Below are 25495 nucleotides of genomic sequence, written 5' to 3'. Positions count from 1 at the left end.
TTTCGTGTCCTTAACCCTAATGACGCGCCCGATCCAGTTGGACCAGTCCAAATGAGCGCCCCGGTTGGCTTTCCGCCACGATTGCGCGACAAGACCAGCCGATGACGACGCCGCCCGCCCCCGCCCGACCGCCCGCCCCGCCCCCTTCGGAGGATCCGCATCTGGCCACGCGCCGCATCACGCGGCTGTCGGTCGGGGCGGCCCTGACCCTGATCGCGCTCAAGGCCTTCGCCCTGGGCGCCTCCGGCTCGGTCTCCATCCTGGCCAGCCTGACGGATTCGGTTCTGGACCTGGCGGCCTCCCTGACGACCTTCTTCGCCGTGCGCTGGGCGGCCGCGCCTGCGGACGACGACCATCGCTACGGCCACGGCAAGGGCGAGGCCCTGTCGGCCCTGGTCCAGGCCGGTCTGGTCTTCGCCTCGGCCCTGTTCATCGGCTGGGAGGGGCTGCAACGCATCTTCGACCCGCGTCCTGTCACCGCCGGCGGCTGGGCGGTCGGGGTGATGATCGCCTCCATCGCCGTCACCGCCTGGCTGGTCTGGATGCAGACCCGCGCTCTGAAGACCAGCGGCTCCCTGGCGGTCGCGGGCGACCGGGCCCATTACGCCGCCGATCTGGCCTCCAATCTGGTGGTGCTGGTCGGGGTGATCTCGGGCGCCTTCCTCGGCGCGCCGGGGCTGGACGCCGCCGCCGGACTGGTGGTCGCCGTCTGGCTGTTCTGGGGCGCGATCGGCATGTTGAGGGCCGCCGCCGACCATCTGCTGGACCGCGCCGCCCCGGAAAGCGACCGCGCCGCCATCGCCCAGGCCGTCCTGGCCGACCCCCGCATCCAGGGCGTCCACCAGCTTCGCACCCGCATGGCCGGTTCGGTCATGATGATCCAGATGCATGTCGATCTGGACCCCGACCTGCGTCTGGAGGCGGCCCACGCCATCGTCGTCGAGGCCGAACGCCGCGTGCTCAGCCACTATCCCACGGCCGACATCCTGATCCACGCCGACCCGCGCGGGCGCGCCGTCGCTGCCGCCCCGTCCGAACCGGCGCCCGCCGCCGAGGCCCAGGCCCCTGCTGCGGACACGCCGCCGGCCCCGCCCAAAGGCCCCTGGTCCTGACGGCTCCGCCGTCGATGCGGTAAACGGACATTAACGGGTGCGGGCGCATCTAGGGCCTATGTCCGGCTCCTGCGTCCTGTTCCACTTCCCCTTCCAGCCCGCCTCGCGCGCGGCGCGCCTGGGCCTGGGCGAGGCGCGGATCGAATGGACCGATACGCCGGTTCGTCCGTGGGAAGAGGATTGCCCGGTCAATGATCTGAACCCCTCGGGCCTGCCGCCCGTCGTCCAGACGACCGACCGCGGTCGCCCCCTGACCCTGTGCGAACTGCCCGCCGTCCTGGGCTGGATCGAGGACCAGCAGAAGTCCCCCCTGCTCCTGCCCGCCGACCCTGCCGAACGGGCCGAGGCGCGCCGCCTGACCGGCTGGTTCGAGCGCCGCTTCACCGACGAGGTCGACGCCGTCCTTCTGCACGAGCGGATGGAGAAACCCCTGCTGAAGCTCGGCCCGCCCGAGGCCCGCGCCCTGCGCCACGGCCGCGACGCCCTGAAATCCCACCTCGCCATGCTGGAAGACCTGGTCGCCGCCCGCGACTGGCTGGCCGGCCGCCGCCTGTCCCAGGCTGACCTGATCGCCGCCGCCCACCTGTCGGTCCTCGACTATTTCGGCGAGGTCCAGTGGGCCAACTGGCCGTCGCTGAAACTCTGGTACTCCAAGCTCAAATCCCGCCCCTGCTTCCGCCCCCTTTTGGCCGACCGCTTCGTCGGCGTGCCGCCGTCGGGGTGGTATGCCGATCTGGACTTCTAAAGCGCCTCGGCCCCCAATCGCGCGATCCACAGCTTCGCTCGACTGACCAGCTCATCCTTGCGGCGCAGGTCCGAGACGTCCTCCGGCAGACGGTCCAGCTGTTCGAAGCGGAAATCCTCGGGTGCGTGCGCCTTCCAGGCCGCCTGGAGCGACCGATAGGGGCTGCCGCCGTGACGCAGCGCGAACCACAGGCCGTTCTGTTCGGTGTCGATGTGGCGGCTCTTGCCGACCCAGACCTGGCCCGTCGCGCTGCAGATCACAGCATAGACCCCGGCGATGGTCGGCCGCTCCTTATATTCCGCGATCAGGGTCTTGCGATCTGTCTGGGTCATGGCGCTCTCTTATTTATCCGGGTATAAATATGACGACTAATTTCATCCGGGTAAATACATGGGCGACGAAAATCGCAATCTGGTTCTGTTCGACGGCCCCCGCCGCATCGCCAGAGGCTCGGACGCCGCTGTAGCGGCCGCCTTGCGCAAGGCCCTGGAGGCGGCGCCTCAAGCCGCGCTGCGCGTGTTCGATCTGGCGACCGGTCGGCCGGTCGACCTGGACCTCCGCGAGACAGAAGCCGCTCCGGCCGCCAGGCGCGGCCGTCCGCGCCTGGGCGTCGCCGCGCGCGAGGTCACGCTCCTGCCCCGCCACTGGGACTGGCTGGCCAGCCAGCCGGGGGGCGCCTCGGCCGCCCTGCGGCGTCTGGTGGACCAGGCCCGCAAGACCGGCGCAGACGACGACGCGCGGCGCCGCCGCACCGAGGCCGCCTATGGCTTCATGGTCGAAACAGCCGGCGACGCCCCCGATTTCGAAGAGGCCAGCCGCGCCCTGTTCGCCGGCGACCGCGACCGGCTCGCCGCCCTGATCGCCCCGTGGTCGCCCGACATCCAGACCCAAATCCTTGAGCTGTTCGACGGCGCCGCATCGACCGAATGACCGCCCCAGAATCCTCTCCCGCTTGCGGGAGAGGCGGCCCGGCGTCCGCGCAGCGGACCAGGGTCGGAGAGGGAAGTGTCGCCAAAGGCTGAACTTCCCCCATCGTCAGCCGTCTCGCTCCGCTCGACGCGCTGACACTTCCCCCGCAAGCGGGGGAAGGTCTTCCTCGCCCGATTTCGTGCTATCCCCCGCCCCGTGTCCGACCGCCTGAAAACCTTCATCCGCCAGCGCGCGGCCGAGCTCGGCTTCGACGTCTGCCGCTTCGCCTCGGCCGCCGACGCCTGGCCGGCGGGCGAGCGGCTGCGGCGTTTCGTGGACGAGGGCCGGCATGGCGACATGGAATGGATGGAAACGACGCTGGATCGCCGCGCACACCCCACCGCCATGTGGGACGAGGCCAGGACCGCCATCGTCCTGGGCATGAACTACGGCCCCGACGACAACCCGCTGGACCAGCTGGCCGACCGCTCGGCCGCCTATATCTCGGTCTATGCGCGGGGCGACGACTATCATGAGGTGATCAAGGGCCGGCTGAAACAGCTGGCGGGCCAGATCGCCGCCCGCAACGGCGCCGACATCAAGGTCTTCGTCGACACCGCCCCCCTGATGGAAAAGCCGTTGGCCCAGCGCGCCGGACTGGGCTGGCAGGGCAAACACACCAATCTGCTCAGCCGCACCCACGGCAACTGGTTGTTTCTGGGCGTGATCCTGACCGCCGCCGATATCGAGCCGGACGCGGCCGAGACCGAACACTGCGGCCGCTGCACCGCCTGTCTCGACGCCTGCCCCACCAAGGCCTTCCCCGCCCCGTTCCAGCTCGACGCCCGACGCTGCCTCTCCTACCTGACCATCGAATTCGGCGGTCCCTGGCCGGTCGAGTTCCGCACCCTGACCGGATCGCGCATCTATGGCTGCGACGACTGTTTAGCCGTCTGTCCGTGGAACAAGTTCGCGCAAGAGGCCCGCGAGATCCGGCTTCAGCCCCGCCCGGCCCTTGAAAGCCCACGCCTGGACGACCTGCTGGGGCTGGACGACCCCGCCTTTCGCGCCCTCTTCGCCAAGAGCCCGGTCAAGCGGATCGGCCGGGATCGGTTTCTGAGGAACGTGCTCTACGCCGTGGGAAACTCGGACGACGCGACGCTGATCGCCCCGACGAAAGCCTTGCTGGCTGACCCCTCGCCCCTGGTGCGCGGCGCCGCCGTCTGGGCCCTGTCGCAGCTGACGCCGCCCGCCGAATTTGCGGCCTTGGCCCAGGCGACGACCGAAACCGATCCCCAGGTTCTGGAGGAATGGCGGCGGTCCGAAACGGCTTGGTCCTCATGACCCACGCGATGGACGGACGCGATTTCAAAAGCTTGCTCGAAATCAGCGCTCTTCAACCCACCGCGCGCGCCGAGACGGTTATACTGCCGTCCTGATCTTTGACATTCACCGCAACGCTGCGAGCCGATCGCAAAAATCTGCACGAAAGTGCACTCAAAAAATTCGCAGTGCACTTTTCGTCTCCTCCCCACGACGTGGGGAGAAGACGGATCGTGCGGGCCTCACCCCATCGCGGTCCCGACGCCCGATCCGCCGCCCGGCGCCTTGGCCACGTCCAGCAGCTTCAGCCGGAAGATCAGGACCGAATTGGCCGGGATCTTGGGGCTGGCGCGTTCGCCATAGCCCAGCTCGGGCGGCACATAGAGGATCCATTCGTCACCGACATGCATCTTCTGCAAGGCCTCGGTCCAGCCCTTGACCACCTCCTCGGGGGTGAAGATGGCCGGCGCGCCGCGCGCGAAGGAGCTGTCGAAGACGGTGTCGTCGATCAGCTTGCCCTCGTAATCGACCTTGACCAGGTCGTTGCGGTCCGGACTGACGCCGCCGGCCGGGCCCGACTGGACGACCTTGTACTGAAGCCCGCTGGGCAGGGTGACGACGCCCTCCTCCTTGGCGTTCTTCTCCAGAAAGGCGACGGCCTCGGCCTTGCCCGCGTTCGGATCGACCGGCTCGGATCGGCCGCAGCCCGCCAGCAACACGGCCGCCAGCAGCGCCGCCCTACCCCATCCGAAGTTCATAGCCGCGTTCCTTCAAGGCCTCGCCGATCTCGTCGGCGTGGGTGCTATCGCGCGTTTCGACCATGATGTCGAACTCCGCCCCCTTGGCCGGCACGTCCAGGGCCAGACGGTTGTGGACCACGTCGATGATGTTTCCGCCCAGGCCGCCGATCACCGCCGCCATGGCCGACAACATGCCCGGCCGGTCGTCGCCCAGGATGCGATAGACGATCAACCTCCGTTCACGGACCATCTCGCGGTTCAGCACCACCGCCAGCATCCGCGGGTCGATATTGCCCCCGCACAGCTCCAGCCCGACCTTCATCCCCTTGAACCGATCAGGATAGGCCAGAAGCGCCGCCAGACCGCCGGCGCCCGCCCCCTCCGACACCGTCTTCTCATAGGTGACGTAATAGGAGACGGCCCGTTCGAAGTCCGCCTCCTCGCAGACGAAGACCTCGTCGATCAGCGGATTGGCCAGGGCGAAGGGGATGTCGCCGACCGCCTTGATGGCGATCCCCTCGGCTATGGTCTGGCCGGTGCAGACCGGGGGCTTTCCGGCCCGTTTGGCGGTGAAGGAGGGATAGCGCGCCGCCTCCACCCCGAAGACCTTGATGTCCGGCTTCATCGCCTTGGCCGCGATGGCGCAGCCGGCGATCAGGCCGCCGCCGCCGATCGGAATGATCAGGCCCTCCAGATCCGGCGCGTCCTCCAGGAACTCGATGGCGCAGACCCCCTGGCCCGCCACTATGCCTTCGTCGTCGAAGGCCGAGACGAAGACGTAGCCCTTCTCCGCCTCCAGCCGCTTGGCCGCCTCGGTCGAGCCGGTGAAGTCCAGCCCCTCGATCACCACGGTCGCCCCGTGCGACCGGGTGCCGTTGATCTTGGCGAAGGGCGTGCCCTCCGGCATCACAATGGTGACCGGCACCCCCAGCCGTCCGCCGTGATAGGCCAGGGCCTGGGCGTGGTTGCCGGCGCTGGCCGCGACCACGCCGCGCTTGCGCTCCTCGGGGGTCAGCATCAGCAGCCGGTTCAGCGCGCCGCGCTCCTTGAAGCTGCCGGTGAAGTGCAGATTGTCGAACTTGACCCAGACCTCGGCCCCCGTCAGCTGCGACAGCTTGCGGGAATAGCGGGCGGGGGTGCGGTCCACCTGACCGGCGATCCGGCCCTGGGCCGCCTCGATATCGGCGAAGGTGACGGTCATATAGGCGGGCTCCAGTACTGCCTGCCGGGCGCTGCGCCCGAGCATTTCCGCCGCCTCTTTCGCGCTTTGTCGGTTCCGGGTCCAGAGGGTGCAACCTTGACCGTGGCGAGGGCGTTGTGGGTCGTGCGATGGACCGTCGCATCCCGGCCCTTCCCCTGGGGCCGGATTCTCGGAAGGAAGCCCCCATGTCGATCCGCCCCCTCGCCCTGGCCGCCGTCGCGGCCGCCGCCCTTTCGGCCTGCGCCCCCACGACCTTCCCCGCCGGCGCCCCGACCGGCGGCCCCGCCGCCTTCAACGCGGCCGACTTCGCCTGGTCCCAGCGCACCGGCCAGGCCGCCATAGAGGGCCGCGTCGCCTACGCCCAAGACGGAAAGTCCTACGCCTGCGTCGCCTCGGCCGGCCTGACGCCCGAGACCCCCTATACCCGCGCCCGTTTCCGCACCCTCTACGGCTCCACCGACCGGGCCGCCGTCCCCGCCGCCGTGGTGCGGGCCCGCACCGTGCCCGACGCCAGCGCCGACTACACCGGCTTTGTCCGATCCGAGCCCTGCCGCGACGGCCGGTTCCGTTTCAGCGACCTGCCCGACGGCGGCTGGTTCCTGATCGTGCCGGTGCGGACGGGCGACGAGCCGCCCCTGGTCCTGATGCGGCGCGTTGACACGCGCGGCGGCCGCGTCGTCAACGTCACCCTGTAAGCTGATCCGTAGCGTCCCCACGATCCTCCGCCCGGCGAACCGCCGGGCCCCGTTCAGGGAGACTGACATGAGACCCGCCCCGATCCTCGCCGTCCTCCTCCTGTCGTCGGCCGGCCTTTCGGTCGCCGCCCCGACCCAGGCCCAGGCTCAGACCTATTCCAGCTACGGCTCCTACCGGACCTATGAGTACGGCTATGGTCATGAGGACCGGGCTTGGCGCCGCGACGCCCACCGCCGCTACGACTTCAACGGCCAGGCGGATCGGCCGGGCGACTATCGCTGCGACCGCTATTGGGACGCCGGCCGCAGCGACTGCGGCGCCGCCTGGCGCGACCAGCGGCCGGTCCGCGATCGGGCCTGGAGCGATCGCCGCTGGGCGCCGGATTACGGCCATGGCCGCCCCGGCGTCTATCCCGGCGCCTACGGTCGCCCTGACCTGATCTATCCCGGCGGCGGCGTCGGCTACGGCCAGGACTATGGACGGGGTTACGGCTACGGCGCGGCGCGCGATCCCTATCGCGTCGCCTGGTGCCGCGCCTCCTATCGCTCCTATGACCCGGTCGGCGGCTACTACCGCACCTACGACGGGCGACTGGTCTTCTGCGGCTGAGCCGCAGAACCGTCTTCGTACGGATGAAGCTCACGAAGTTGCGATTCCGGTAACGGGGATCGCCATCTTCTGGCCGCGACCGGCCCCGACTTATCCCCGCCTGTCGCCGAAGATCAGGGGAGGGTCTTGATGTCCCAGCATAATATCATCGGGTCCGAAGCCTTCACCCGGGGTCCGATGATCCTGGTTCGCCAGTATCGGGCGGGCGGCGCGCGCCGTCGCCGCGCCCGAACGGCGGCCGCCTTCATCGCCGGGGCGACCGCCATGCTGCTGGCCGGCCTGGTCGGAGCGGCCGTGGTCTACGGCCCCGGCCTGGCAGGCTGATCGAGAGGCGCGGCTCAGGCCAGCCAGACCATCATCCGCGTGTCCGCCTCGGCGCCCCGCGCGCGGCTCCAGGCGCGGCGGGTCTCTCCCGTATAGAGAAAGCCCGCCTTCTCCAGCACCCGGCCCGACGCCGGATTGTCGGCGAAATGGCCGGCGACCAGGGCGCGCCGCTTCCACCGCCGTCCGGCCCAGACAAGGGCGCCGTCCAGCGCCTCGGTCGCAAATCCGCGCCCCCAATAGTCTCTGCCGATCCAATAGCCGGTCTCGGGCACCCGGTCCTCGCCTTCGAACAGGCCGATCACCCCGATCGGCCCTTCCGCCTCATGCTCGATGACGAAGGTGTTGGCCCGCGCCGGGTCCTGGGAGGCGACCTGAATGACGAAGTCTTCCGCATCCTCGATGCGGAACGGGTGCGGCATTCGCTTGGTCATGCGCGCAATGTCCAGATCATTGGCCAGGGCCGCGATGCGCGGCGCGTCCTGCGGCGCAGGGGCGCGCAGGATCAGGCGCCGGGTCTCCACGACGGGAGAGGTTTCGATGACGCACATGGCGTTCGCCTCCGTTCGGACCGCCTCCTTGGAGGGCTCGGGCGGTCTTCGAGGCGGGGAAACGCAAACGGGGAGCCTGGTGATCCAGACTCCCCGCGGAATAGTTCCCTGGTCCGGATCGGCTGCTTCGGTGAGCAACGCGATCCGGAGTGTTCCAGACTGCGTTACTCGGCGGCGAGCGCCTGGGCGGCGTCGTCATTCGCCGCAAGGATCGACACGTAACAACGGCCGCCGCGTTTGGTGGTGAACTTCACCGCACCGTTCGTCAGGGCGAACAGGGTGTGGTCGCGGCCCATGCCGATGTTCTCACCCGGATGGAAGGTGGTGCCGCGCTGACGCACGATGATGTTGCCGGCCAGCACGCGCTCGCCGCCGAACTTCTTCACGCCGAGGCGCTTCGACTCAGAGTCGCGACCGTTGCGCGACGAACCGCCGGATTTCTTGTGAGCCATCTTGCCGCTCCGTCTTTCCTGAGCGTCCTACCGGCCTGTCGGCCTATTTGAGGACGTCTCTCTTAACTGGTCTGGCGCCGGGGCGCCGGTGAATGTCTTAGGCTTCGTCGCCGGCGGCTTCAGCCTTGGGCGCGGCCTTCTTCTTGGCCGGGGCCTTCTTGGCGGGAGCCGAGCTCTCGACCACGGCGGCCTTGACGTCGGCGCCGTCGGCTTCGGTCACGACCGTCTCGGTCGAACCCAGCGACGAGGTCGCGCCGCGGGTCGCGAGACCGCGGGCCCGCAGATTGATCTCGGCCTTGGTGATCAGCTCCACCTTGCCGTCCCACTTGGCGGACTGGCCGGCGCCTTCGATGCCGGTGATGCGCAGGACCGATTCCATCTGGCGATGGCCGTTGGTGCGGCGATAGCCCTGGCGACGGATTTTCTTGAAGATCTTGATCTTCTCACCCTTGCGGGTCTCGATCAGGGTTGCGCCGACGAAGGCGCCGTCGACCAGGGGCGCGCCCACGGTCACGCCGTTGTCGCCGCCCAGCATCAGGACGCTGTCGAACTTCAGCTCAGCGCCGGCGTCGCCGTCGAGCTTTTCGACGACGATGGTGTCGCCCGGTTGAACCCGGTACTGCTTGCCGCCGGTCTTGATCACCGCGTACATGTTGAAGCCTCAGCGCAAACGCAAAAAAGAATACGCCCTCCGGGAGGACCCCCGGGGGCGAAGAGCGGCGACATATACGGAAGGGCGTCTCAGAGTCAACGCCGAACCGGCCGCTTTTATCGTCAGTCCAGCGCGCAGATGTCCGGCAGGCCGCGCAGGCCGCCGGCGTTGTCCAGGCCGTAGCCGACCAGAAACCGGTTTGGAGCCTCCCAACCGACGAAGTCCGGCTCGGGCGCGCGGGGGGCGGGCCAGGGCTTGCGGGCGAAGACGCAGGTCAGGACCTCGGACGCCCCGCCTTCGCGCGCGATCCGCGCCGCCTCGGCCAAGGACAGGCCGGTGTCGAAGACGTCGTCCAGGATCAGCACCTTGCGCCCGGCGATCGGCCGCTGGAACGGCGCATAGACGTCGATCGCGCCCCGGCTGGTCTTCTCGTCCCCATAGGAGGCGAGCCAAAGCGCGTCGAAACGAAGGTTGCGGCCGATGCGGGACAGGGCGCGAGTCAGGTCGGCGGCGAACCACAGCCCCCCGGTCAGAAGCACGGCCGCCACCGTCTCGTCATCGGTGACGGGGGCGATGCGGGCGGCGAGGTCCGCCACGATACGGGCGATGTCGGCCTCGGCCAGGAGAACGGTCGGCGTGGGGGAGGGATCAGCCATGAGAGGCGGATACCGCCTCCCCATGAGCCCTGTCCACCGTCGCGAGGGGTCGGGCCTCGATCGGAGCAGGCTGACGCTCGCCCATCCCCGGCGCCACCGCCGAGCGCAGGCCGTTGGAGGCCGGCGCCAGTTCCGCATGGGCGTCGGCGGGCGCATGGCCCTCGGAGGCGGCGGCCGGCGCATGATCGGCCGGAGCGTGGGCGGCGGCGGGCGGCGCATGGGCCTCGGCGTGGGCCTCGACCCCATGGCCTTCGTCTCCATGGCTTTCGGGCGACCCGTAGGGAGCCGGTGCGTGGCCGTTCGGCGCGGCGGGCGGCGCCTCGACGGTGACGAAGTTGACGCCGATGTCGGCGGCGTGTCCGCCGGGGTCGGGGATCAGGACGGCGAAGCCCTGCACCTTGCCGGGCAGGACCGGCGCAGCGTCGATGGTCACCAGTTTGAAGCCGATCTCGGCGCCGTGTTCGTCCAGCAGGGCCACCCGCACCGGCGGGGCCACGATCTCGGTGTCACGCACGTTGCGCAGGGCGCCGGAGACCAGGACCATGCCGGGCCGCGAAGGAACCTCCTTGGCGCTCATGGCCTCGAAGTCGAGGCCGACGGGGTTCACCGGGGCGCCGACTGCGGCATAGGCGGCCGCGGCGCGGGGAAAGGCGTCGACCACCTCGATCCGGAACAGGAAGGCCGAGACGATCAGGCCCACGAAGACGCTGGCCAGACCGGCCCAGACCACGCCGTGGGTGGCGGCCCGACGCAGGCGTCGCTGCTGTTCGGCGCGGGCGCGGAAGGCCTTGGGCAGTTCCGGCGCCGGGGTTTCGGCCAGGCTGGCGGGCTCAGAGACGGCTTCCGGCTCGGGCGTAGAGATGACGCGCGGTTCGGGCGCGACGCTCAGCTCCAGCGGTTCATCGGGGCTCGCCCGCCATACCTCGCCGCAGGATTTGCAGCGGACCTTGCGGCCGTTCGCCCCCAAGGCGTCGTCGGGAATGAAATAGCTGGTGGCGCAGGCGGGGCAGGTCAGTATCATGTGGCTGACTGCGAGGCTGTCGCCCCCTCCCGTAAGGCGCGGTCTACGCCCTGTCCCTGAAAACAAACCCTATGCCGTCCCCGCCCCCCAGCGCCGCCGATTCCGCCCCCGTCGCCGAGACCGCCCGCCTGTCGGGCGTGGGTTTCGGCTATGCGGACGCGCCCGACGTGCTGCGAGACGTTAACCTCATTCTGACGCGAGGCTCTTTCCACTTCCTTACCGGACCGTCCGGCGCCGGAAAGTCGTCGCTGCTGCGGCTTCTGACCCTGGCCGACCGGCCGACGAAGGGAAGCCTGCGCCTGTTCGGGACCGACGTTTCACACATCGACCGGCGCGACATCCCCGCTTTTCGGCGCCGCATGGGGGTGGTGTTTCAGGATTTCCGCCTGCTGGACCATCTGTCCGCCTTCGAGAACGCCGCCCTGCCGCTGCGGCTGGCGGGCGGGCGCGAGGCCGACTACGCCGCCGATGTCGAAGAGATGCTGAAATGGGTCGGGCTGGGCCGCCGGATGGACGCCCGTCCGCCCGCCCTGTCCGGCGGCGAGAAGCAGAGGCTGGCCATCGCCCGCGCCGTCATCACCCGTCCCGGCCTGATCGTGGCGGACGAACCGACCGGCAGCGTGGACGCCGTCATGGCCGACAAGCTGCTGCGTCTGTTCCAATCGCTGAACCGCCTGGGGGCCACCGTCCTGATCGCCAGCCACGATCAGGCCCTGGCCGAACGGTCGGGAGCCAAGGTTTTGAAGCTGGACCAGGGCCGGTTGAGCGAAGCCGGCAGGATGGCCGCATGACGCCGTCGATCCTGGCCCGGAGCCTTCCCCGACGTCGACCCGGCCTGCTGCCCCCCGCCGCTGCGGGCGAGCCCTGGCTGATGACGGTCATCGCCGTCCTGTGTTTCCTGGCCTGTCTGGCCGCCGTCGCCGCCTCGGCCGCCGATCGGGCCGCCCACGGCTGGGCGCGTCAACTGGGGGCGGAGGCGACCGTCCAGGTGCGGCCCCGCGTCGGCGAAAGCGGCGACACCGCCGCCGCCCGCGCCGCCGAAACCCTGGCGGGCGTCAACGGCGTCGAAGAGGCCGCCGCCCTTGACCGCAAGGCGGCCGAGGATCTGCTGCGGCCCTGGCTGGGCGACGCCGTCCTGCCCGACCTGCCCCTGCCGCATCTGGTGACGGTCCGGCTGGACCCCGACGCCCCGGCCAGCGCCGTGACCCTGAGCCGCGCCCTGGCCGAGGCCGGTCTGGACGCCACGGTGGACGACCACAGTCTGTGGCGAGGCGAGGTCGAACGGTCGGCCGCCCTGATCACCGTTCTGGCGGGCGCGGCCTTCCTGGCGATCGCCTTCGCCGCCGCCGCCGCCATCGCCTACGCCACCCGCGCCGGCCTGGCCGCCGGCCGGGGCGTGATCGAGACCCTGAGCCTGAACGGCGCGACCGACGGGCGCATCGCCTGGCTGTTCCAGCGGCGGTTCGCCCTGATCGCGGCCGGCGCCGGCGCCGTCGGCGCCGTGCTGGCGGCCCTGCTTCTGGCCTTTGTGCGGTTCCTGGGCGGATCGGGCGGCCTGACCCAGGCCCTGCCCGTGACCTGGGGGGATCTGCTGTTGCTCTCGCCATGTCCGCTGCTGGCGGCTACGGTGGCGCTTGTCGCGGCCAGATTCGCCGCCATGCAGGTGCTGGGCTCAGGCAGGGGGAAGGCATGAGACTGCTCGTCGTCATCGGCATCGTCGCCCTGATCTGGCTGGTCGGCCTGTTCGCCTTCGCCCATCGGGTGCGCGAACTGACCCCGGCGGAAGAGCCCGCCCCCGCCGACGCCATCGTGGCCCTGACCGGCCCCTCGTCCGAACGGGTCAACGCCGCCATACGCCTGTTGGAGCAGGGAAAGGGCGAACGGGTGCTGATCTCGGGCGTGAACCGCGAGGTCCGCCGTCGCGAACTGCGCGAACTGACCCCCGGCTCGAGCCGCCTGTTCAACTGCTGTGTCGATCTGGGCTTCGAGGCCGAGGACACGGTGGGCAACGCCCAGGAGATCGCCGCCTGGGCGCGGGCCAAGGGCTATGACCATCTGATCGTCGTCACCTCGGACTATCACATGCCCCGCTCCCTGGTGGAGATCCGGGGCCAGGCGCCGGGGGTGAAACTGACCCCCTACGCCGTCTCGACCCCGTCGCTGGACAATCGGCACTGGTGGCGCGCGACGGTCACGGCCCGGCGGATGACCCTGGAATATATGAAATACCTCGCCGCCCTGGGGCGCGAGGCCGTTCGGCGGCTCAGCCGAGACGCCCCAAACCCAGCCCCAGCCTCAGCCTCAGAGCCCGAAGCTTCCGTCCCGACCGAAAAGGCCCCCGCCTAAGTGAACACCCTGCGTTCCCTGCTCTTCACCGCCTGGCTCTATCTGTCGATGCCGATCATCGCCATCGGCCTGTCGCCCGTGCTGCTGGCGCCGCACCGCTATGTTCAAGGCGTGTGCAAGCTGTGGGCGCGGGTCGCCCTGTTCGGCCTGCGCTGGATCGCCGGAGTCAGGGTCGAGGTGCGCGGGCTGGAGAACGCCCCGACCGGGGCCGCCCTGATCGCCTCCAAACACCAGGGGATGCTGGACATCGTCGCCCTGCTGGCGGTCCTGCCCGACGCCTGTTTCGTCATGAAGAAGGAGCTGATGCCCCTGCCCTTCTTCGGCTGGTTCGCCTGGCGGTCCAAGATGATCGCCGTGGATCGCGCCGGTCACGCCAAGGCGTTGAAGGACATGACGCGCCAGGCCAAAGACCGCCTGGCCGAGGGCCGCCAGATCGTCATCTTCCCTGAAGGCACGCGCAACGCACCCGGCGTCCCCGGCGATTACAAGCCCGGCGTCGCGGCCATCTATCGCGATCTGGAGGGGCCCTGCTGGCCCGTCGCCACCAACTCGGGCGTCCACTGGCCCGCCCACGGCTTCCGCCGCTATCCGGGGACGGTGGTGTTCGAGTTCCTGGAGCCGATTCCCGCCGGACTGAAACGCGGACAGATGATGGCGTTGCTGGAAAGTCGCATCGAGACGGCTTCCGCCGCCCTGTTGGAGCCAAAGGCCGCGCTCGAACGTATGGGGTGACCGATCCCGTACGAGGAAGCTCCCCCATGTCCCTGCGCCGCCTGGCCCTGACCGCCGCCGCCTTCACCGCCGCCGCCCTGACCGGGGGCGCCGCCCTGGCCCAGTCCCAGCCCTATGAGCAGATCCGCCCCGCAGCCGACGGCTGGACCGTCGATCTGGGCGTCGGCGCCCTCTACAGCAAGGACAGCGGGGGCGACACGGGCTCTGAGACGCGGGTCGTGCCCTGGGTCTCGGCCAACTATCGCGACGTCGTCTATCTGAACGCCATCGACGGCCTGGGCTGGAATGCGGTCAAGACCGACAGCTTCCGCGCCGGGCTGCAATTGCGCCCCCGCTTTTCGCCGGAAGACATCGAGGGCCTGGACCTGGATCGGCCCGACTTCGGCGCCGACGTCGCCGCCTACGCCTTCCAGCGCCTGCCGGGCAATATCGTCGTCGGCGGCCGGGTCAGCCGCGATGTGACCGACGTCAGCGAAGGGACTGAATACTACGCCTCGGTCGGCCATCAGCGGGTGACGCCGATCGGCCTGATGAACGTCTCGGTCTATGCGCGCGGCGGCGACGCCAAACTGGCCGACGCCTATTACGGCGTCAGCGCCGAAGAGGCCGCCCGCAACGGCATCGCCCCCTATTCGCCGGGCAGCGGCCTGCAAGGGGCGGGCGCCAGCCTGTTCCTGCTGGTCCCGCTGAACGACAAATGGGGCGCCGGCGCCCTGGTCAACTATGAACGCCGCCTGGGCGACGTGGCCGACAGCCCCCTGTCTGAGGAAGACGACACGATCCGCACGGGCGTCTTCTTCGCCCGCCGTTTCGGCGGCTGAGGCGGGATGCGGCGACCGATCAGGTCGCCGCGAACTCGCTCAGCGCGTCGATGACGGCGCGGTTCTGGTCTTCGGTGCCGATGGTGATCCGCAGACCCTGCGGCAGGCCGTAGCCGCCGACCGGGCGGACGATGATCCCCTTGCCGTTCAGATAGTCGCTGGCCGCCGCCGCCCGTTCGGCCGTCTCGAACAGCACCAGGACGAAGTTGCCCGCGCTGGGCAGGACCTCCAGGCCGAAGCCGCGCAGGGCCTGGGTCAGGCGCGGTTTCCACGTGGCGATCAGTTCGCGCGACGCCTGCTGGTGCGCCTCGTCGGCCAGGGCCGCCGTCGCCGCCTCAAGCCCCGGAACCGAGACGTTGAACGGCAGGCGGATGCGGTCGATCGCCTCGGCCACCTTCAGCGGCGCATAGCCGAAGCCGATCCGCAAACCGCCCAGGCCGTGGATCTTGGAGAAGGTGCGGGTGACGACGATGTTCTCGGCGTCCTTGGCCAGGGGGAAGGCCGTCTCCCAATCCGGCTCGGTCACATATTCGGCATAGGCCTCGTCGATCACCAGAATGACGTGAGCCGGCAGGGCCGCGTGCAGGCGGCGGATTTCTTCGCCGGAGTTGTAGCTGCCGGTCGGGTTCGACGGATTGGAGACATAGACGATCTTGGTCCGCTCATCGACCTGGGCCAGAAGCGCGTCCACCTCGGCCTTGTAGTTCGGCTCGGGCGCCAGCTTGACCTCGGCCTCGCAGGCCTTGGCGCTGATGCGATAGGCCAGGAAGCCGTACTGGCCGCAGACGATGTTGTCGCCCGCGGTCAGATAGGTCTGGTTCAGCAGGGCGAAGACCTCGTCCGAGCCGTTGCCGAAGATCAGCCGCTCGGGCTCCAGCCCGTGGGTCTGGGCCACGGCGGTGCGCAGCTTGGTCGCCCGCCCGTCCGGATAGATGTGGATGTTGCGAACCGCCGCCTCATAGGCCGCGCGCGCCTTTTCCCCGGCGCCCAGCATGTTCTCGTTGGAGGACAGCTTCATCGGTTCGGCGACGCCGGCGATGGACGACTTGCCCCCGACATAGGGGGCGATGTCGAGGATGCCGGGCTTGGGCTGGGGGCCCTGGGGCGCGTCGGTCATGGAAAACCTTGATCTCAGAAGATGGGGGCGGCGCCGATGACGCCGGTCAGGCGGCCGGGGGCGTTCGTCAGCCGCCCGTCCTCGGCCTGCACATAGCCTGCCAGGGCGAACAGCTTCAAGCCGCCTGCCGCAGCCAAAGGATCGGCGATCAACCCGGCCTCGCCCATGGCCTCAACGATCTTAGTGTCGGACCAGCCGCTGTCGGTGACCCAGAAGGTCCGATCCTCGCCGGTCGGCCCGGACCCCTCGCGCGTCACCAGAAAGGCTTGGGGACGGGCGCGGGCGTCGTCCGGCAGGGCCCCGGCGATCTTCAGCTCCGGCCGGGCCAGGAGCCGACCCCACCAGGGACGATCGGACGACAGGTCGATCAAAGCCCGCGCCCCGTCCTCGGCGGCCTTCAGCGCCTCCTCGGCCGGCAGAGGCCGCCCGCCCAGGCCGTAGCGATCGGCCGCCAGCACCTGAGCCAGGCCGCCGCTGGTGATCAGGGACGGCCCGGCGGCGGCCTCGATCCGCCCCCACAGGGCCTTCAGCACCTTCGTATCGCCAGGCTGCGCCCCAGCCAGAAGCGCGCGCAGACTCAGGACCGAGGCGTCCAGGCGCGTCCTGGGGCCGGCGGCCAGGCGCGCCCGCACCGCCTCGACCACCGCGCGGTCCAGGGCGTCCAGGGCCGCATCGGCCGGGGGCTCGTTCAGGAACGCCATCAAAACAGCTTGGGCGCAGGGGCCAGGGCGAAGGGCCCCAGCCAGGTCCGGCCGTCGCGGAAGACCAGGGTCAGCGGAACCTCTTCGCCCCCGGCCGCCTGGGCGGCGCCCGCCGCTGCGGCGGCCCCGGCCGCGCCCAGACGTTCGCCGGGCCGGCTGCGGCTTTCCAGCAGGCCCGAAAGCGCCGGCAGCGGCTTTTGGGACTGGACCGTCACCTGGCCGGTCAGCCGCCCGTCGGCGTCGGCCCTCAGAACGTCGCTGCTCAGGGTGGCGCGGCTTTCGCCGGCCTGAAGATCGCCGCGCAGATTGCGGAAGGTCCCGCCGCCCTTGGTCCAGGCGGAAAAGACCCCTGCGGCGTCGCCCCCCTTCAACAGACTGGCCTGACCGATCGTGGCCTCCAGCTGGGTCGTCAGCTGCCCGTCCTGGGCGAAGCCCTCGACCGGCCCGTCGCGCCGTCCCTGGCCGTCGACCAGTCGGAACATGACGTCGATGTCGTCGGTCGCGACGGTCGAGCCTTCCAGATGCGGCCGCGTGTAGAATTCGATCCGCGCCGCCCGGGCGATGGGGAAGGGCTCGCCCTGGGGCAGGGCCGTGAAGATCGGATTGACCAGCTCCAGCGCCAGATTGGGCCAGCGCTGGTCAATGCCGCTGGCGCTCATGCGGATCGCATCGCCGTGGACCGCCACCTTGCCCTTGCCGGCGCGGGTCAGGACCAGCCCCTCCGGCGCCGCGACCACCCATTTGGTCGGCTGATAGGCGTTGGCCTCGGCCTCCAGCTCCGGCGCCGCCAGGGCCAGGCCCGAAGGCGCGGCCACGGTGACGTGGGTCAGGCGCACATGGGCGCGGAACGGCCAACCGACGATCCGCTTGTCGGCGTAGCGGACCTCCCACCCCTGCTGGCGCAGCTTCGCCGCCTGGGCCTCCAGCCCCGCGTCGATCCGGCGGGTCAGATAGAACCACCAGCCCGTCCAGGCGGCCAGGGCGATCAGCACCAGGATGAAGGGGCCGTAAAGGCCGGCGCGGCTGTGTCGCGGGGTCGAAGGCTGGGTCATGCAAACTCCGGTTTAAGGCCGCTATAGCCCAACCGACCCCGGCCGCATAAGGCGTCAGGCCGTCAGATCGACCAGACGCGCGGCCGCCGCCCGCACCGCCTCGTCCGGCGCCAGACCCAGCAGCAGCCCCCTTTGGCCGCCGTTGATCAGGATCTGGTCGAACAGCGCCGCCGTCTCGTCGAACAGGGTCGGCACGGCCTTGCGCTGACCGAAGGGACTGACCCCGCCGACCTTGTAGCCCGTCAGCCGTTCGGCGTCGGCCGGCTTCATCATCTGGGCCGATTTGGCGCCGAGGGCGGCGGCCAGCTTCTTCATGCTGACCTCGGCGTCGGAGGGAATGACGACGCAGGCGGGCGCCCCGTCCGCCAGGGTCATCAGGGTCTTGAACACTTCTTCCGGCGGCCGCCCCAGGGCTTCAGCCGCCTGAAGCCCCGTGCGCGGCGCATCGGGATCATAGGAATAGGGAAACAGTTCGAACGCGACGCCCGCCTTGGCGAGGGCGACGGTGGCGGGCGTGGTCTTCGACATCTCAATCGGTCTCGGTCTGCGGCGTCGTCTGAAGAAAGTCACGGGTCAAGGCGACGGCGTCGGCCAGACCCATGCGCTGCACCTCTATCCCAGGCGGCAGGCTGGCGAACAGCCGCGTCGGGGTGGCGGCGTCCAGCATCAGGAAGACCCCCTTGTCGTCCGCACGGCGGATCAGCCGGCCGAAGGCCTGGGCGATGCGGGCGCGGGCCAGGGCGTCGTCATAGCCCCTGCCCTGCCCGAACTGGCCGCCCAGCCGTTCGCGCCGCGCCTTGTGCAGCAGGTCCGGGCGCGGCCAAGGCGCGCGATCGAAGGCGAGGACTCGCAGCGACCGGCCCGGCACGTCCACCCCGTCCCGCACCGCGTCCGTGCCCAGCAGGCAGGCGTTCTCCTCGACCCGGAACATGTCGACCAGGGCGCCCACCTCCAGCGGATCGACGTGCTGGGCGTACAGCGGCACTCCGGCTTTCGCGAGGTCCGGCCCCAGCCGCTCATAGACCGCCTTAAGACGTCGGATGGCGGTGAACAGGCCCAGGCCCCCGCCCCCGGCCGCCAGGAACAGCTCACGCATCGCCGCCGCCGTCTGGCGCGGATCGTCCTTGACCAGGTCGTTGACGACGATGACCCGGCTGCTGGCCGCATAGTCGAACGGGCTCTCGACCTTCAGGGTGCGCGGCGGCTCGATCAGCCGGGCCGAGCCGGTCCTGAGCCGCGCCAGATCGAACGGATCGTCCTGCAAGGGGTCCGACAGGGTCGCCGAGGTCACCAGCACCCCGTGCGAGGGCGCGATCACAGCCGCCTCCAGCGGGACGGTGGGATCGATCCAGTGGCGGCGCAGGGCCACGTCGTGGATGCGGCCGAAGGCGGTCTCGGCCGACAGCCAGTCGACGAAGTCGGGATCCGGTTCGCTCCCGCCGTCCTCCAGCGCCGCCAGCATCGACCGCCAGCCGGGCAGGGTCATGCGGGCGCGCCGGTCCAGGCCCCGCAAGGCCCCCTCGATCCGCGACCGCTGCGACCCGTCCAGTTCGGCCGCCTCGTCGTCGAGGACATCTTCCAGATGCCGTGCCAGGGCCAGAAGCGGGGCCTCGACCGCCGCCAGGGCCTGGGCGGCGGCGCGGGCCGTCTCCGCCACGGCTTCGGTCACGGGCTTGAGCGCGCACTCCATGCCGAACTCGGCCCCGCCATAGGGGGTTTCCGCCGTGCGGGCGCGCAGCTGATCCAGGGCGGCGGCTAAAAAGGCCTCGATCGGCCCGATCGGATTGACCTCACCCGAGGCCGGCGCCACCCGGCCGGACACCCCCTCCCCGGGCAGGGCGGCGGCCGCGCGGATCGCATCCTGCAGCGCCTTCAGCGCCGCCTCATTGTCCCCGACCAGATCGCCCAGCCTCTGTTCCAGCCCGCGTCCGCGCCGCCCCCGCCCCTCGGGTCCGCGAATCCAGCGGCGCAGCTCGGCCGCCTCCTGACCCGAGAGGCAGGCGGAGAAGGCGCTGTCGGCCGCGTCGAACAGATGGTGGCCCTCGTCGAAGACGATCCGCTTCAGCGCCGCCGTCTCTCCGTCCTGTTGCTGCCCCCGAGCCGAGCGCGCCCCGTCGAAGGCGGCCTGGGTCAGGACCAGGGCGTGGTTGGCGATGACCAGGTCGGCGCGACGGCTGGCGCGTATGGTCTTTTCGACGAAACAGGTGCGGTAGTGGGGGCAGGCGGCGTGGACGCACTCGCCCCGCCGGTCGACCAGATTGGCCGCACCCGCCGCATGGGCGGGCGGGACGGCGAACAGGCCCGACAGCCAGCCGGGGAAGTCGCCCCCGGTCATGTCCCCGTCGCGCGTGTGCAGCGCCCACCGACCCGCCAGCCCCAGGCCGATCAGGTCGCCGTTCCCCAGTTGGGCCGCCTGGACCATGTCCTGAAGATTAAGAACGCACAGATAGTTCTCGCGCCCCTTGCGGATCACTGTCTTGCGGCGGCGCTCGTCTGGATCGGGCCACAGAGCATGGCTTTCCCGGTCGATCTGGCGCTGCAGGGCCCGCGTATAGGTCGAGATCCAGGCCGCCCCCTGGTTCCGCTCGGCCCAGAGAGAGGCCGGCGCCAGATAGCCCAGGGTCTTGCCCGTGCCCGTCCCCGCCTCGGCCAGCAGCACCCGCGGCCGCCCCTCTTCATTACGCGGCGAAAAAGCGAAGGCGGCCTCGGCGGCGTAGTCGGACTGGGTCGGGCGCGTCTCGTCCAGACCCGAGGCCTGAAGCAGCTTCTCCAGCCGGATGCGGGCGCTCTCGCTGTCGACCGGCGCCGACCCCGCCTCGCCGCGCGGCGCCTCGTCCTCCCACTCCGTCAGCCGGCTCCAGACATCCAGACCCGACCCGCGATGCTGGCGCGCCCGCACCCCGCCCGCCTCCAGGGCCTCAACCACCCGCTCGCCCCAGGCCCAACCCGCCCGTTGCAGGGTCAGGGCCAGCACATAGGCCGCTTCACGTTGGGGATAGGCGGGCGCCGCCAGCTCACGCAGCAGCACGGCCGCCGCTTCACGCAACACCGCCGCCTGCGCCTCGGGCGACTTCGGCTCCGCCAAGCCCAGCGACAGCGCCAGCCCCGTCGGCGACGGCGCACAGAACCGCGCCGGCCGCACGAAGGCGTACAGCTCCAGCACATCCATCAGGTCGCCGGACCGAGGCGGCGGCGTCAGCCCCAGCCGCCGCGCGGTCAGCGACGCATGGGCCACCAGCACCGGCCCGCCGGTGAAGAAACCCTCGGCCGCCCCCCGCCCGATCTTCCTGGCCCCCGCCTCATCGCACACCGCCCCCGCGCCGGGCGGGGTGGCGAGCGCCGGCGGCAGATCGAGCCAGGGCTCGGCGCCGGTCAGGCGGGATTCGGCGGTGACGGATTCGTCGGACACGGCCGATAGATAGCGACCTCGGGGCTGAAACGGAACGGGAACATCTGGTTTCGCCGGCCTTCTGCCTCTATATGTCGTCCAAACGAGGAGATCGCCGTGAACAAGCCGATTGATCCCGATGCGTGGCTGGAAGCGCTCGCCGCTCGTGTCGAGGCTGACGGCCCTCAAAAGCTGGAGGTCGAAGGCCACGATCCTTTGGTCGTGATCCCCCTGAATCGGTTCCAGGAAATGCAGAAGCGCAAACCGACCATGCTGGAGATTCTCCGTGGCATGGACTGGTCCGACGTCGATCTTACCCGCGACCCCCGGCCGGCGCGCGAGGCTGATTTTTGAGGTTTCTGCTCGACACCAACGCCATCAGCGAACTGGGCAAGCCTCGCCCCGATCCCGGCTTCATGGCGTGGCACGACCAGCAGGCCGAAACTGCGGACCGGCAAGAGGGAATTTTCCTAAGCGTTCTTCTACTGGGCGAGATGGATCGCGGCATCCTGAACCTGCCTGAAAGTCCCAAGCGGGCCGAGCTTTCGAAGCGGCGGGATTTGATCCTGTCGGTTTATCGAAAGCGGATCCTGCCCGTCGATGTCGACGTCGCGCGGCGATGGGGCGCCGTCAGCGACGCACATCGGAGGCAGGGTCTGACGCCCGGCGTGATCGACGAACTGATCGCGGCGACCGCCTTAGTCCATGATCTGACCCTCGTCACGCGCAACACCCGCCATTTCGAACACAGCGGCTGCCGTCTGCTGTCGCCGTGGAGCGGATGACGACGCTTCCGCTCCTGTTCGCCGACTGGTTCGCCAGGCGCAGCTGGTCGCCTCGGCGGCATCAGCTGGAGATGGTCGCGGCGGGCCAGGCGGGGGCGCACGCCCTGCTGGTCGCGCCGACCGGCGGCGGCAAGACCTTGGCGGGGTTTCTGCCCAGTCTGATCGACCTGGCGGAACGCGGACCCAAGCCGCAGACGGGACCGGGCTCGGGCGTCCACACCCTCTATCTGTCGCCGCTGAAGGCTCTGACCACCGACGTCGAACGCAATCTGATGACGCCGATCCGCGAGATCGGGCTGAACATCCATGTCGAGACGCGGACGGGCGACACCAAACAGTCGAAACGCCAGCGCCAGCGCGACTTCCCGCCCGACATCCTGCTGACCACGCCGGAACAGTTGGCCCTGTTCTGCGCCTGGGAGGGCGCCCGGTCCTATTTCGCCGATCTGAAATGCGTGGTGCTGGACGAGGTCCACGCCATCTGGAGCGGCAAGCGCGGCGACCTGCTGTCGCTGGGTCTGGGGCGGTTGCAGAGCTTCGCACCCGGCATGCGCCGGGTGGGTCTGAGCGCGACGATCGAAGACCCGGACCTGATCCGGGGATGGCTGGCGCCGCGCTTCAATCCTCCCCCATTGGGGGAGGGGGACCGCGAAGCGGTGGAGGGGGCCGACCTTGACGCCGACTCCGAAGCAAGCCCCCCTCACCAGGCTTCGCCTGGTCCCCTCCCCCCATCGGGGGGAGATTTGGTGCGCCTGGTCAAGGGCGATCCCGGCGCTCCCGCCGTCATCGACGTGCTGATCTCCGAGGGCCATGTGCCCTGGGCGGGGCACACCGGCCGGCACGCCATCCCCGAGGTCTATGCCGCCATCCAGCGCGCCAACCTGGCCCTGATCTTCGTCAACACCCGCTGGCAGTCGGAGTTCGTCTTTCAGCAGCTGTGGGAAATCAATGATGCAAGCCTGCCCATCGGTCTGCACCACGGCTCCCTGGCCGCCGAACAAAGACGCAAGGTCGAGGCGGCCATGGCGCGGGGCGACCTGCGGGCCGTGGTCTGCACCTCGACCCTGGATCTCGGCATCGACTGGGGCGACGTCGATCTGGTCATCCAGATGGCGGCGCCCAAGGGGTCCAGCCGTCTGGTCCAGCGGATCGGCCGCGCCAATCACCGGCTGGACGAGCCGTCGCGCGCCCTCTTGGTCCCCGCCAGCCGGTTCGAAATGCTGGAATGCCAGGCCGCGCGCGAGGCGGTCGCCGACAACGCCTTCGACTGGGAGCCGATCCATATCGGCACGTTGGACACGCTGGCCCAGCATGTGATGGGCGTGGCCTGCTCCGAGGCCTTCGACATGCAGGCCCTGTACGACGAGATCACCGGCTGCGGCCCCTATCGCGGCCTGAGCTGGGAACAGTTCGAGGAGGTGGTCGATTTCGTCGCCACCGGCGGCTATGCGCTGCGCACCTACGACCGGTTCGCCCGCATCGTCAGGACGCCGGACGGCCGCTGGAAGGTCCGCAACCAACATATCGCCCAGCGCCACCGGATGAATGTCGGCGCCATCGTCTCGGCCGGAACCCTGAACGTGCGGGTCGCGGGGCGCCGGGGCGGCGCCGCGCGACAGCTGGTCCCCGGCCGCAAGGTGGGCGAGGCCGAGGAATGGTATTTCGAACAGCTGACGCCCGGGGACACCTTTCTGTTCGCCGGCCAGGTCTGGGCCTTTCAGGGCATCGTCGGAACCGACGCCCTGGTCACCCACGCCAACGACAAGGAGCCCAAGATCCCCTCCTGGGGCGGGTCCAAATTCCCGCTGTCGACATCCTTAGCCGACCGGGTTCGCACCATGGTTCAGGACCCGGACCACTGGCGCGTCCTGCCGCCCGACGTGCAGGAGTGGCTGGAACTCCAGGCCGAGCGCTCCGCCATCCCTGACGCCGAATCCATGCTGGTGGAGACCTTTCCGCGCGGCAGTCGGCACTTCCTGGTCGCCTATCCGTTCGAAGGCAATCTGGCCCACACCACCCTGTGCATGCTGCTGACCCGGCGGCTGGACCGGCTGGGCGTCGGGCCGCTGGGCTTCGTGGTCACCGACTATTCCCTGGCCGTCTGGTCCATCAAGCCGATGGACCGGATCGACCTGGACGCCCTGTTCCAACCGGACATGCTGGGCGACGACCTGGAGGCCTGGCTGGAGGAGAGCTTCATGATGAAGCGATCCTTCCGCAATTGCGCCCTGATCTCGGGCTTGATCGAGCGCCGCCAGCCGGGCGCCGAAAAGACCGGCCGCCAGGTGACCTTCTCGACCGACCTGATCTACGACGTGCTCCGCCGCCACCAACCCGATCATCTGCTGCTGAAGACCGCCCGCGCCGACGCCGCGTCCGGCCTGTTGGACGTGGCGCGGCTGGGCCAGATGCTGACGCGGATCGAGGGTCGCATCCGTCATCAGCCCCTGACCCGCCCCTCGCCCTTCTGCGTGCCGGTCCTGGTCCAGATCGGGCGCGAGCGGGTCGGCGGGGACGCCGCCGAAATGATCCTGGACGAAAGCGCCGAACAGCTGATCGCCGAGGTCATGGACGAGGCGGCGCCGTGAACGCCGCCCTGCGCCAGACCCTGTCCCCCACGCGCAAGCCCTGCGGGTCCTTGCGGGTCCAGATCGCGGGCGAGACCTGCGTGCTGCGCTGTTCCGGGGCTTTGTGGCTTCCCGCCCATCGCACCCTGATCGCGGCAGACCTGCACCTGGAAAAGGGCTCGGCCTTCGCCGCGCGCGGCCAGATGCTGCCGCCCTACGACAGCCGCGCCACCCTGGACCGGCTGGAAGCCGAGATCGCCGAACTGGACCCGGTCCGGGTCATCCTGCTGGGCGACAGCTTCCATGACCGAAAAGCCGTGCCACGCATGGCGGTGGAAGACCGCCTCCGCCTGGACCGGCTGGCGGCCGGGCGCGACTGGACCTGGCTGGAGGGCAATCACGACCGTGAAGCCCTGACCGCCTCCACGCTCGGTTTGCCCGGCGTGGTCCTGGCGGAGATGCGGCTGGGCGGGCTTCGCCTGACCCACGAGCCCGAGCCCCGCACCGGGACGGACGACCGCCAGGGCGAGGTCGCCGGCCACCTGCATCCCGCCGCCCGCGTGGTCGCTTATGGCCGCGGCGTTCGCCGCCCCTGTTTCATCACCGACGGATCGCGCCTGATCCTGCCGGCCTTCGGCGCCTTCACCGGCGGACTGGACGTCTGCGATCCGGCCATAGCGGACCTGTTCGGCTCAGAACCGATGGCCGCCGTCCTGGGGCGCGACAAGGTTCATGCCGTGTCTTGGAAGACCTGCGCCGAGCCCGCCGGCCTGGACCGCCGGCGTTCCGGCCGGTTCGCCTGACGCCGCGATCCGACGAAATTCAGGGCTCCAGCTCGATGTCCCAGTACAGGATATTCGATGCCGCGAACTCTCGTTCTATCCTATTGATAAAGCTGATTTTTCTAAGAACTTAGGAAATCTCAGCGACGATTGGTCACCATATGGTCACCAGAAGAGGGGAAGAGCCAGCAATCTGGATCAATACCCACTTCCTGA

The 25495-nt window shown here is 69.8% G+C and carries 29 protein-coding genes; 16 read left to right on the top strand and 13 right to left on the bottom strand.

Annotated features, from left to right (window positions below; all coding sequences use genetic code 11):
- Positions 1-101: 101 nt before the first annotated feature.
- Together GGQ93_RS14275 and fzlA are read left to right on the top strand one after the other, a co-directional pair.
- Positions 102-1112, top strand: a complete 1011-nt coding sequence (locus tag GGQ93_RS14275) for a cation diffusion facilitator family transporter (RefSeq protein ID WP_183217877.1) — start codon at positions 102-104, stop codon at positions 1110-1112.
- Positions 1113-1170: 58 nt separating this feature from the next.
- Positions 1171-1857, top strand: coding sequence for an FtsZ-binding protein FzlA (gene fzlA / locus GGQ93_RS14270; RefSeq protein ID WP_183217875.1), 687 nt, complete (start codon positions 1171-1173; stop codon positions 1855-1857).
- On the opposite strand, the gene GGQ93_RS14265 is transcribed toward fzlA, so the two are convergent.
- Entirely contained in the window at positions 1854-2189 is a 336-nt protein-coding gene (locus GGQ93_RS14265; protein ID WP_182715162.1) for a GIY-YIG nuclease family protein, read from the bottom strand. The genes fzlA and GGQ93_RS14265 overlap by 4 nt on opposite strands.
- A 58-nt stretch (positions 2190-2247) precedes the next feature.
- Here GGQ93_RS14265 and GGQ93_RS14260 point away from each other — a divergent pair, with 58 nt between their 5' ends.
- Together GGQ93_RS14260 and queG are read left to right on the top strand one after the other, a co-directional pair.
- Positions 2248-2787 (top strand): DUF2239 family protein, encoded by a 540-nt coding sequence (locus GGQ93_RS14260; protein WP_183217873.1) that lies wholly within the window; start codon positions 2248-2250, stop codon positions 2785-2787.
- A 195-nt stretch (positions 2788-2982) separates the two neighbouring features.
- Positions 2983-4110 (top strand): tRNA epoxyqueuosine(34) reductase QueG, encoded by a 1128-nt coding sequence (gene queG / locus GGQ93_RS14255; RefSeq protein WP_183217871.1) that lies wholly within the window; start codon positions 2983-2985, stop codon positions 4108-4110.
- A 221-nt stretch (positions 4111-4331) separates the two neighbouring features.
- Here queG and bamJ read toward each other — a convergent pair whose 3' ends face one another.
- Positions 4332-4847, bottom strand: coding sequence for a BamJ family beta-barrel-assembly machinery protein (gene bamJ / locus GGQ93_RS14250; protein ID WP_054764150.1), 516 nt, complete (start codon positions 4845-4847; stop codon positions 4332-4334).
- The gene (locus tag GGQ93_RS14245; protein WP_183217924.1) at positions 4828-6030 is read right to left on the bottom strand and encodes a threonine ammonia-lyase; all 1203 of its coding nucleotides are present in this window, start codon (positions 6028-6030) and stop codon (positions 4828-4830) included. The genes bamJ and GGQ93_RS14245 overlap by 20 nt, the downstream gene beginning before the upstream one ends.
- Before the next feature lie 185 nt (positions 6031-6215).
- Here GGQ93_RS14245 and GGQ93_RS14240 point away from each other — a divergent pair, with 185 nt between their 5' ends.
- The 3 genes from GGQ93_RS14240 (at position 6216) to GGQ93_RS14230 (ending at position 7659) form a co-directional block, all read left to right on the top strand.
- Positions 6216-6725: a hypothetical protein gene (locus GGQ93_RS14240; protein ID WP_054764151.1), complete on the top strand. Its 510-nt coding sequence runs from the start codon at positions 6216-6218 to the stop codon at positions 6723-6725.
- Between the two features lie 67 nt (positions 6726-6792).
- Positions 6793-7335: a BA14K family protein gene (locus tag GGQ93_RS14235; protein ID WP_182714602.1), complete on the top strand. Its 543-nt coding sequence runs from the start codon at positions 6793-6795 to the stop codon at positions 7333-7335.
- Between the two features lie 129 nt (positions 7336-7464).
- Positions 7465-7659, top strand: coding sequence for a hypothetical protein (locus GGQ93_RS14230; RefSeq protein ID WP_182714603.1), 195 nt, complete (start codon positions 7465-7467; stop codon positions 7657-7659).
- A gap of 14 nt (positions 7660-7673) precedes the next feature.
- On the opposite strand, the gene GGQ93_RS14225 is transcribed toward GGQ93_RS14230, so the two are convergent.
- The 5 genes from GGQ93_RS14225 to GGQ93_RS14205 all read right to left on the bottom strand — a co-directional run bounded on the left by GGQ93_RS14225 (position 7674) and on the right by GGQ93_RS14205 (position 10988).
- The gene (locus GGQ93_RS14225) at positions 7674-8207 is read right to left on the bottom strand and encodes a GNAT family N-acetyltransferase (protein ID WP_054764154.1); all 534 of its coding nucleotides are present in this window, start codon (positions 8205-8207) and stop codon (positions 7674-7676) included.
- Positions 8208-8371: 164 nt separating this feature from the next.
- Positions 8372-8659, bottom strand: a complete 288-nt coding sequence (gene rpmA, locus GGQ93_RS14220; protein ID WP_054764155.1) for a 50S ribosomal protein L27 — start codon at positions 8657-8659, stop codon at positions 8372-8374.
- Positions 8660-8756: 97 nt separating this feature from the next.
- On the bottom strand, positions 8757-9311 hold the full coding sequence (gene rplU, locus GGQ93_RS14215) for a 50S ribosomal protein L21 (protein WP_152949121.1): 555 nt from the start codon (positions 9309-9311) through the stop codon (positions 8757-8759).
- Positions 9312-9433: 122 nt separating this feature from the next.
- Complete coding sequence (locus GGQ93_RS14210; RefSeq protein WP_054764157.1) at positions 9434-9967, bottom strand: phosphoribosyltransferase; 534 nt, start codon at positions 9965-9967, stop codon at positions 9434-9436.
- Positions 9960-10988, bottom strand: coding sequence for an MJ0042-type zinc finger domain-containing protein (locus GGQ93_RS14205; RefSeq protein ID WP_183217869.1), 1029 nt, complete (start codon positions 10986-10988; stop codon positions 9960-9962). The genes GGQ93_RS14210 and GGQ93_RS14205 overlap by 8 nt, the downstream gene beginning before the upstream one ends.
- Before the next feature lie 71 nt (positions 10989-11059).
- Between GGQ93_RS14205 and GGQ93_RS14200 the strand changes: the two genes are divergently transcribed.
- The 5 genes from GGQ93_RS14200 to GGQ93_RS14180 are packed head-to-tail and all read left to right on the top strand — an operon-like array spanning position 11060 to position 14887.
- Entirely contained in the window at positions 11060-11779 is a 720-nt protein-coding gene (locus GGQ93_RS14200) for a cell division ATP-binding protein FtsE (RefSeq protein ID WP_182714606.1), read from the top strand.
- Positions 11776-12681, top strand: coding sequence for a cell division protein FtsX (locus GGQ93_RS14195; RefSeq protein ID WP_054764160.1), 906 nt, complete (start codon positions 11776-11778; stop codon positions 12679-12681). Before GGQ93_RS14200 ends, GGQ93_RS14195 begins: the two co-directional genes overlap by 4 nt.
- Positions 12678-13334 (top strand): YdcF family protein, encoded by a 657-nt coding sequence (locus GGQ93_RS14190; RefSeq protein WP_183217867.1) that lies wholly within the window; start codon positions 12678-12680, stop codon positions 13332-13334. The genes GGQ93_RS14195 and GGQ93_RS14190 overlap by 4 nt, the downstream gene beginning before the upstream one ends.
- Positions 13335-14066, top strand: a complete 732-nt coding sequence (locus tag GGQ93_RS14185; RefSeq protein ID WP_183217865.1) for a lysophospholipid acyltransferase family protein — start codon at positions 13335-13337, stop codon at positions 14064-14066.
- A gap of 26 nt (positions 14067-14092) precedes the next feature.
- Complete coding sequence (locus tag GGQ93_RS14180; protein WP_183217863.1) at positions 14093-14887, top strand: MipA/OmpV family protein; 795 nt, start codon at positions 14093-14095, stop codon at positions 14885-14887.
- A gap of 19 nt (positions 14888-14906) precedes the next feature.
- On the opposite strand, the gene hisC is transcribed toward GGQ93_RS14180, so the two are convergent.
- From hisC to GGQ93_RS14155, 5 genes are read right to left on the bottom strand one after another with little or no spacing between them, the layout of a single operon-like run.
- Positions 14907-16004 carry a histidinol-phosphate transaminase gene (gene hisC, locus GGQ93_RS14175; RefSeq protein WP_183217861.1) on the bottom strand — a complete coding sequence of 366 codons (1098 nt, stop codon included), beginning with the start codon at positions 16002-16004 and terminating at the stop codon, positions 14907-14909.
- 14 nt (positions 16005-16018) lie between these two features.
- Positions 16019-16705 carry a hypothetical protein gene (locus tag GGQ93_RS14170; RefSeq protein WP_183217859.1) on the bottom strand — a complete coding sequence of 229 codons (687 nt, stop codon included), beginning with the start codon at positions 16703-16705 and terminating at the stop codon, positions 16019-16021.
- Positions 16705-17757 carry a DUF2125 domain-containing protein gene (locus tag GGQ93_RS14165; RefSeq protein WP_183217857.1) on the bottom strand — a complete coding sequence of 351 codons (1053 nt, stop codon included), beginning with the start codon at positions 17755-17757 and terminating at the stop codon, positions 16705-16707. The genes GGQ93_RS14170 and GGQ93_RS14165 overlap by 1 nt, the downstream gene beginning before the upstream one ends.
- A gap of 54 nt (positions 17758-17811) precedes the next feature.
- A complete protein-coding gene (gene ybaK / locus GGQ93_RS14160; protein WP_007390298.1) occupies positions 17812-18285 on the bottom strand; it encodes a Cys-tRNA(Pro) deacylase in 474 nt (157 codons plus the stop codon).
- Between the two features lies 1 nt (position 18286).
- The gene (locus GGQ93_RS14155) at positions 18287-21166 is read right to left on the bottom strand and encodes an ATP-dependent DNA helicase (protein ID WP_183217855.1); all 2880 of its coding nucleotides are present in this window, start codon (positions 21164-21166) and stop codon (positions 18287-18289) included.
- A 96-nt stretch (positions 21167-21262) separates the two neighbouring features.
- On the opposite strand from GGQ93_RS14155, the gene GGQ93_RS14150 reads away from it, so the two are divergent.
- From GGQ93_RS14150 to pdeM, 4 genes are read left to right on the top strand one after another with little or no spacing between them, the layout of a single operon-like run.
- Positions 21263-21499, top strand: coding sequence for a hypothetical protein (locus GGQ93_RS14150; protein WP_054764169.1), 237 nt, complete (start codon positions 21263-21265; stop codon positions 21497-21499).
- Positions 21496-21930 (top strand): type II toxin-antitoxin system VapC family toxin, encoded by a 435-nt coding sequence (locus GGQ93_RS14145; protein WP_183217853.1) that lies wholly within the window; start codon positions 21496-21498, stop codon positions 21928-21930. Before GGQ93_RS14150 ends, GGQ93_RS14145 begins: the two co-directional genes overlap by 4 nt.
- A complete protein-coding gene (locus GGQ93_RS14140) occupies positions 21927-24518 on the top strand; it encodes a ligase-associated DNA damage response DEXH box helicase (RefSeq protein WP_183217851.1) in 2592 nt (863 codons plus the stop codon). The genes GGQ93_RS14145 and GGQ93_RS14140 overlap by 4 nt, the downstream gene beginning before the upstream one ends.
- Positions 24515-25300, top strand: coding sequence for a ligase-associated DNA damage response endonuclease PdeM (gene pdeM, locus GGQ93_RS14135; RefSeq protein WP_183217849.1), 786 nt, complete (start codon positions 24515-24517; stop codon positions 25298-25300). Before GGQ93_RS14140 ends, pdeM begins: the two co-directional genes overlap by 4 nt.
- Positions 25301-25495 lie beyond the last annotated feature (195 nt).

This window comes from Brevundimonas aurantiaca, assembly GCF_014199955.1.
Lineage (GTDB): Bacteria > Pseudomonadota > Alphaproteobacteria > Caulobacterales > Caulobacteraceae > Brevundimonas > Brevundimonas aurantiaca.
The sequence above is the reverse complement of the archived record's forward strand: the minus strand, read 5'-3'. Positions and strand labels throughout refer to the sequence as shown.

Bases quoted from the DNA above. Each gene is read 5' to 3' on its own strand.
- GGQ93_RS14275 (WP_183217877.1), top strand. From the start codon at position 102: ATGACGACGCCGCCCGCCCCCGCCCGACCGCCCGCCCCGCCCCCTTCG.
- fzlA (WP_183217875.1), top strand. From the start codon at position 1,171: ATGTCCGGCTCCTGCGTCCTGTTCCACTTCCCCTTCCAGCCCGCCTCG.
- GGQ93_RS14265 (WP_182715162.1), bottom strand. From the start codon at position 2,189: ATGACCCAGACAGATCGCAAGACCCTGATCGCGGAATATAAGGAGCGG.
- GGQ93_RS14260 (WP_183217873.1), top strand. From the start codon at position 2,248: ATGGGCGACGAAAATCGCAATCTGGTTCTGTTCGACGGCCCCCGCCGC.
- bamJ (WP_054764150.1), bottom strand. From the start codon at position 4,847: ATGAACTTCGGATGGGGTAGGGCGGCGCTGCTGGCGGCCGTGTTGCTG.
- GGQ93_RS14245 (WP_183217924.1), bottom strand. From the start codon at position 6,030: ATGACCGTCACCTTCGCCGATATCGAGGCGGCCCAGGGCCGGATCGCC.
- GGQ93_RS14240 (WP_054764151.1), top strand. From the start codon at position 6,216: ATGTCGATCCGCCCCCTCGCCCTGGCCGCCGTCGCGGCCGCCGCCCTT.
- GGQ93_RS14235 (WP_182714602.1), top strand. From the start codon at position 6,793: ATGAGACCCGCCCCGATCCTCGCCGTCCTCCTCCTGTCGTCGGCCGGC.
- GGQ93_RS14230 (WP_182714603.1), top strand. From the start codon at position 7,465: ATGTCCCAGCATAATATCATCGGGTCCGAAGCCTTCACCCGGGGTCCG.
- GGQ93_RS14225 (WP_054764154.1), bottom strand. From the start codon at position 8,207: ATGTGCGTCATCGAAACCTCTCCCGTCGTGGAGACCCGGCGCCTGATC.
- rpmA (WP_054764155.1), bottom strand. From the start codon at position 8,659: ATGGCTCACAAGAAATCCGGCGGTTCGTCGCGCAACGGTCGCGACTCT.
- rplU (WP_152949121.1), bottom strand. From the start codon at position 9,311: ATGTACGCGGTGATCAAGACCGGCGGCAAGCAGTACCGGGTTCAACCG.
- GGQ93_RS14210 (WP_054764157.1), bottom strand. From the start codon at position 9,967: ATGGCTGATCCCTCCCCCACGCCGACCGTTCTCCTGGCCGAGGCCGAC.
- GGQ93_RS14205 (WP_183217869.1), bottom strand. From the start codon at position 10,988: ATGATACTGACCTGCCCCGCCTGCGCCACCAGCTATTTCATTCCCGAC.
- GGQ93_RS14200 (WP_182714606.1), top strand. From the start codon at position 11,060: ATGCCGTCCCCGCCCCCCAGCGCCGCCGATTCCGCCCCCGTCGCCGAG.
- GGQ93_RS14195 (WP_054764160.1), top strand. From the start codon at position 11,776: ATGACGCCGTCGATCCTGGCCCGGAGCCTTCCCCGACGTCGACCCGGC.
- GGQ93_RS14190 (WP_183217867.1), top strand. From the start codon at position 12,678: ATGAGACTGCTCGTCGTCATCGGCATCGTCGCCCTGATCTGGCTGGTC.
- GGQ93_RS14180 (WP_183217863.1), top strand. From the start codon at position 14,093: ATGTCCCTGCGCCGCCTGGCCCTGACCGCCGCCGCCTTCACCGCCGCC.
- hisC (WP_183217861.1), bottom strand. From the start codon at position 16,004: ATGACCGACGCGCCCCAGGGCCCCCAGCCCAAGCCCGGCATCCTCGAC.
- GGQ93_RS14170 (WP_183217859.1), bottom strand. From the start codon at position 16,705: ATGGCGTTCCTGAACGAGCCCCCGGCCGATGCGGCCCTGGACGCCCTG.
- GGQ93_RS14165 (WP_183217857.1), bottom strand. From the start codon at position 17,757: ATGACCCAGCCTTCGACCCCGCGACACAGCCGCGCCGGCCTTTACGGC.
- ybaK (WP_007390298.1), bottom strand. From the start codon at position 18,285: ATGTCGAAGACCACGCCCGCCACCGTCGCCCTCGCCAAGGCGGGCGTC.
- GGQ93_RS14140 (WP_183217851.1), top strand. From the start codon at position 21,927: ATGACGACGCTTCCGCTCCTGTTCGCCGACTGGTTCGCCAGGCGCAGC.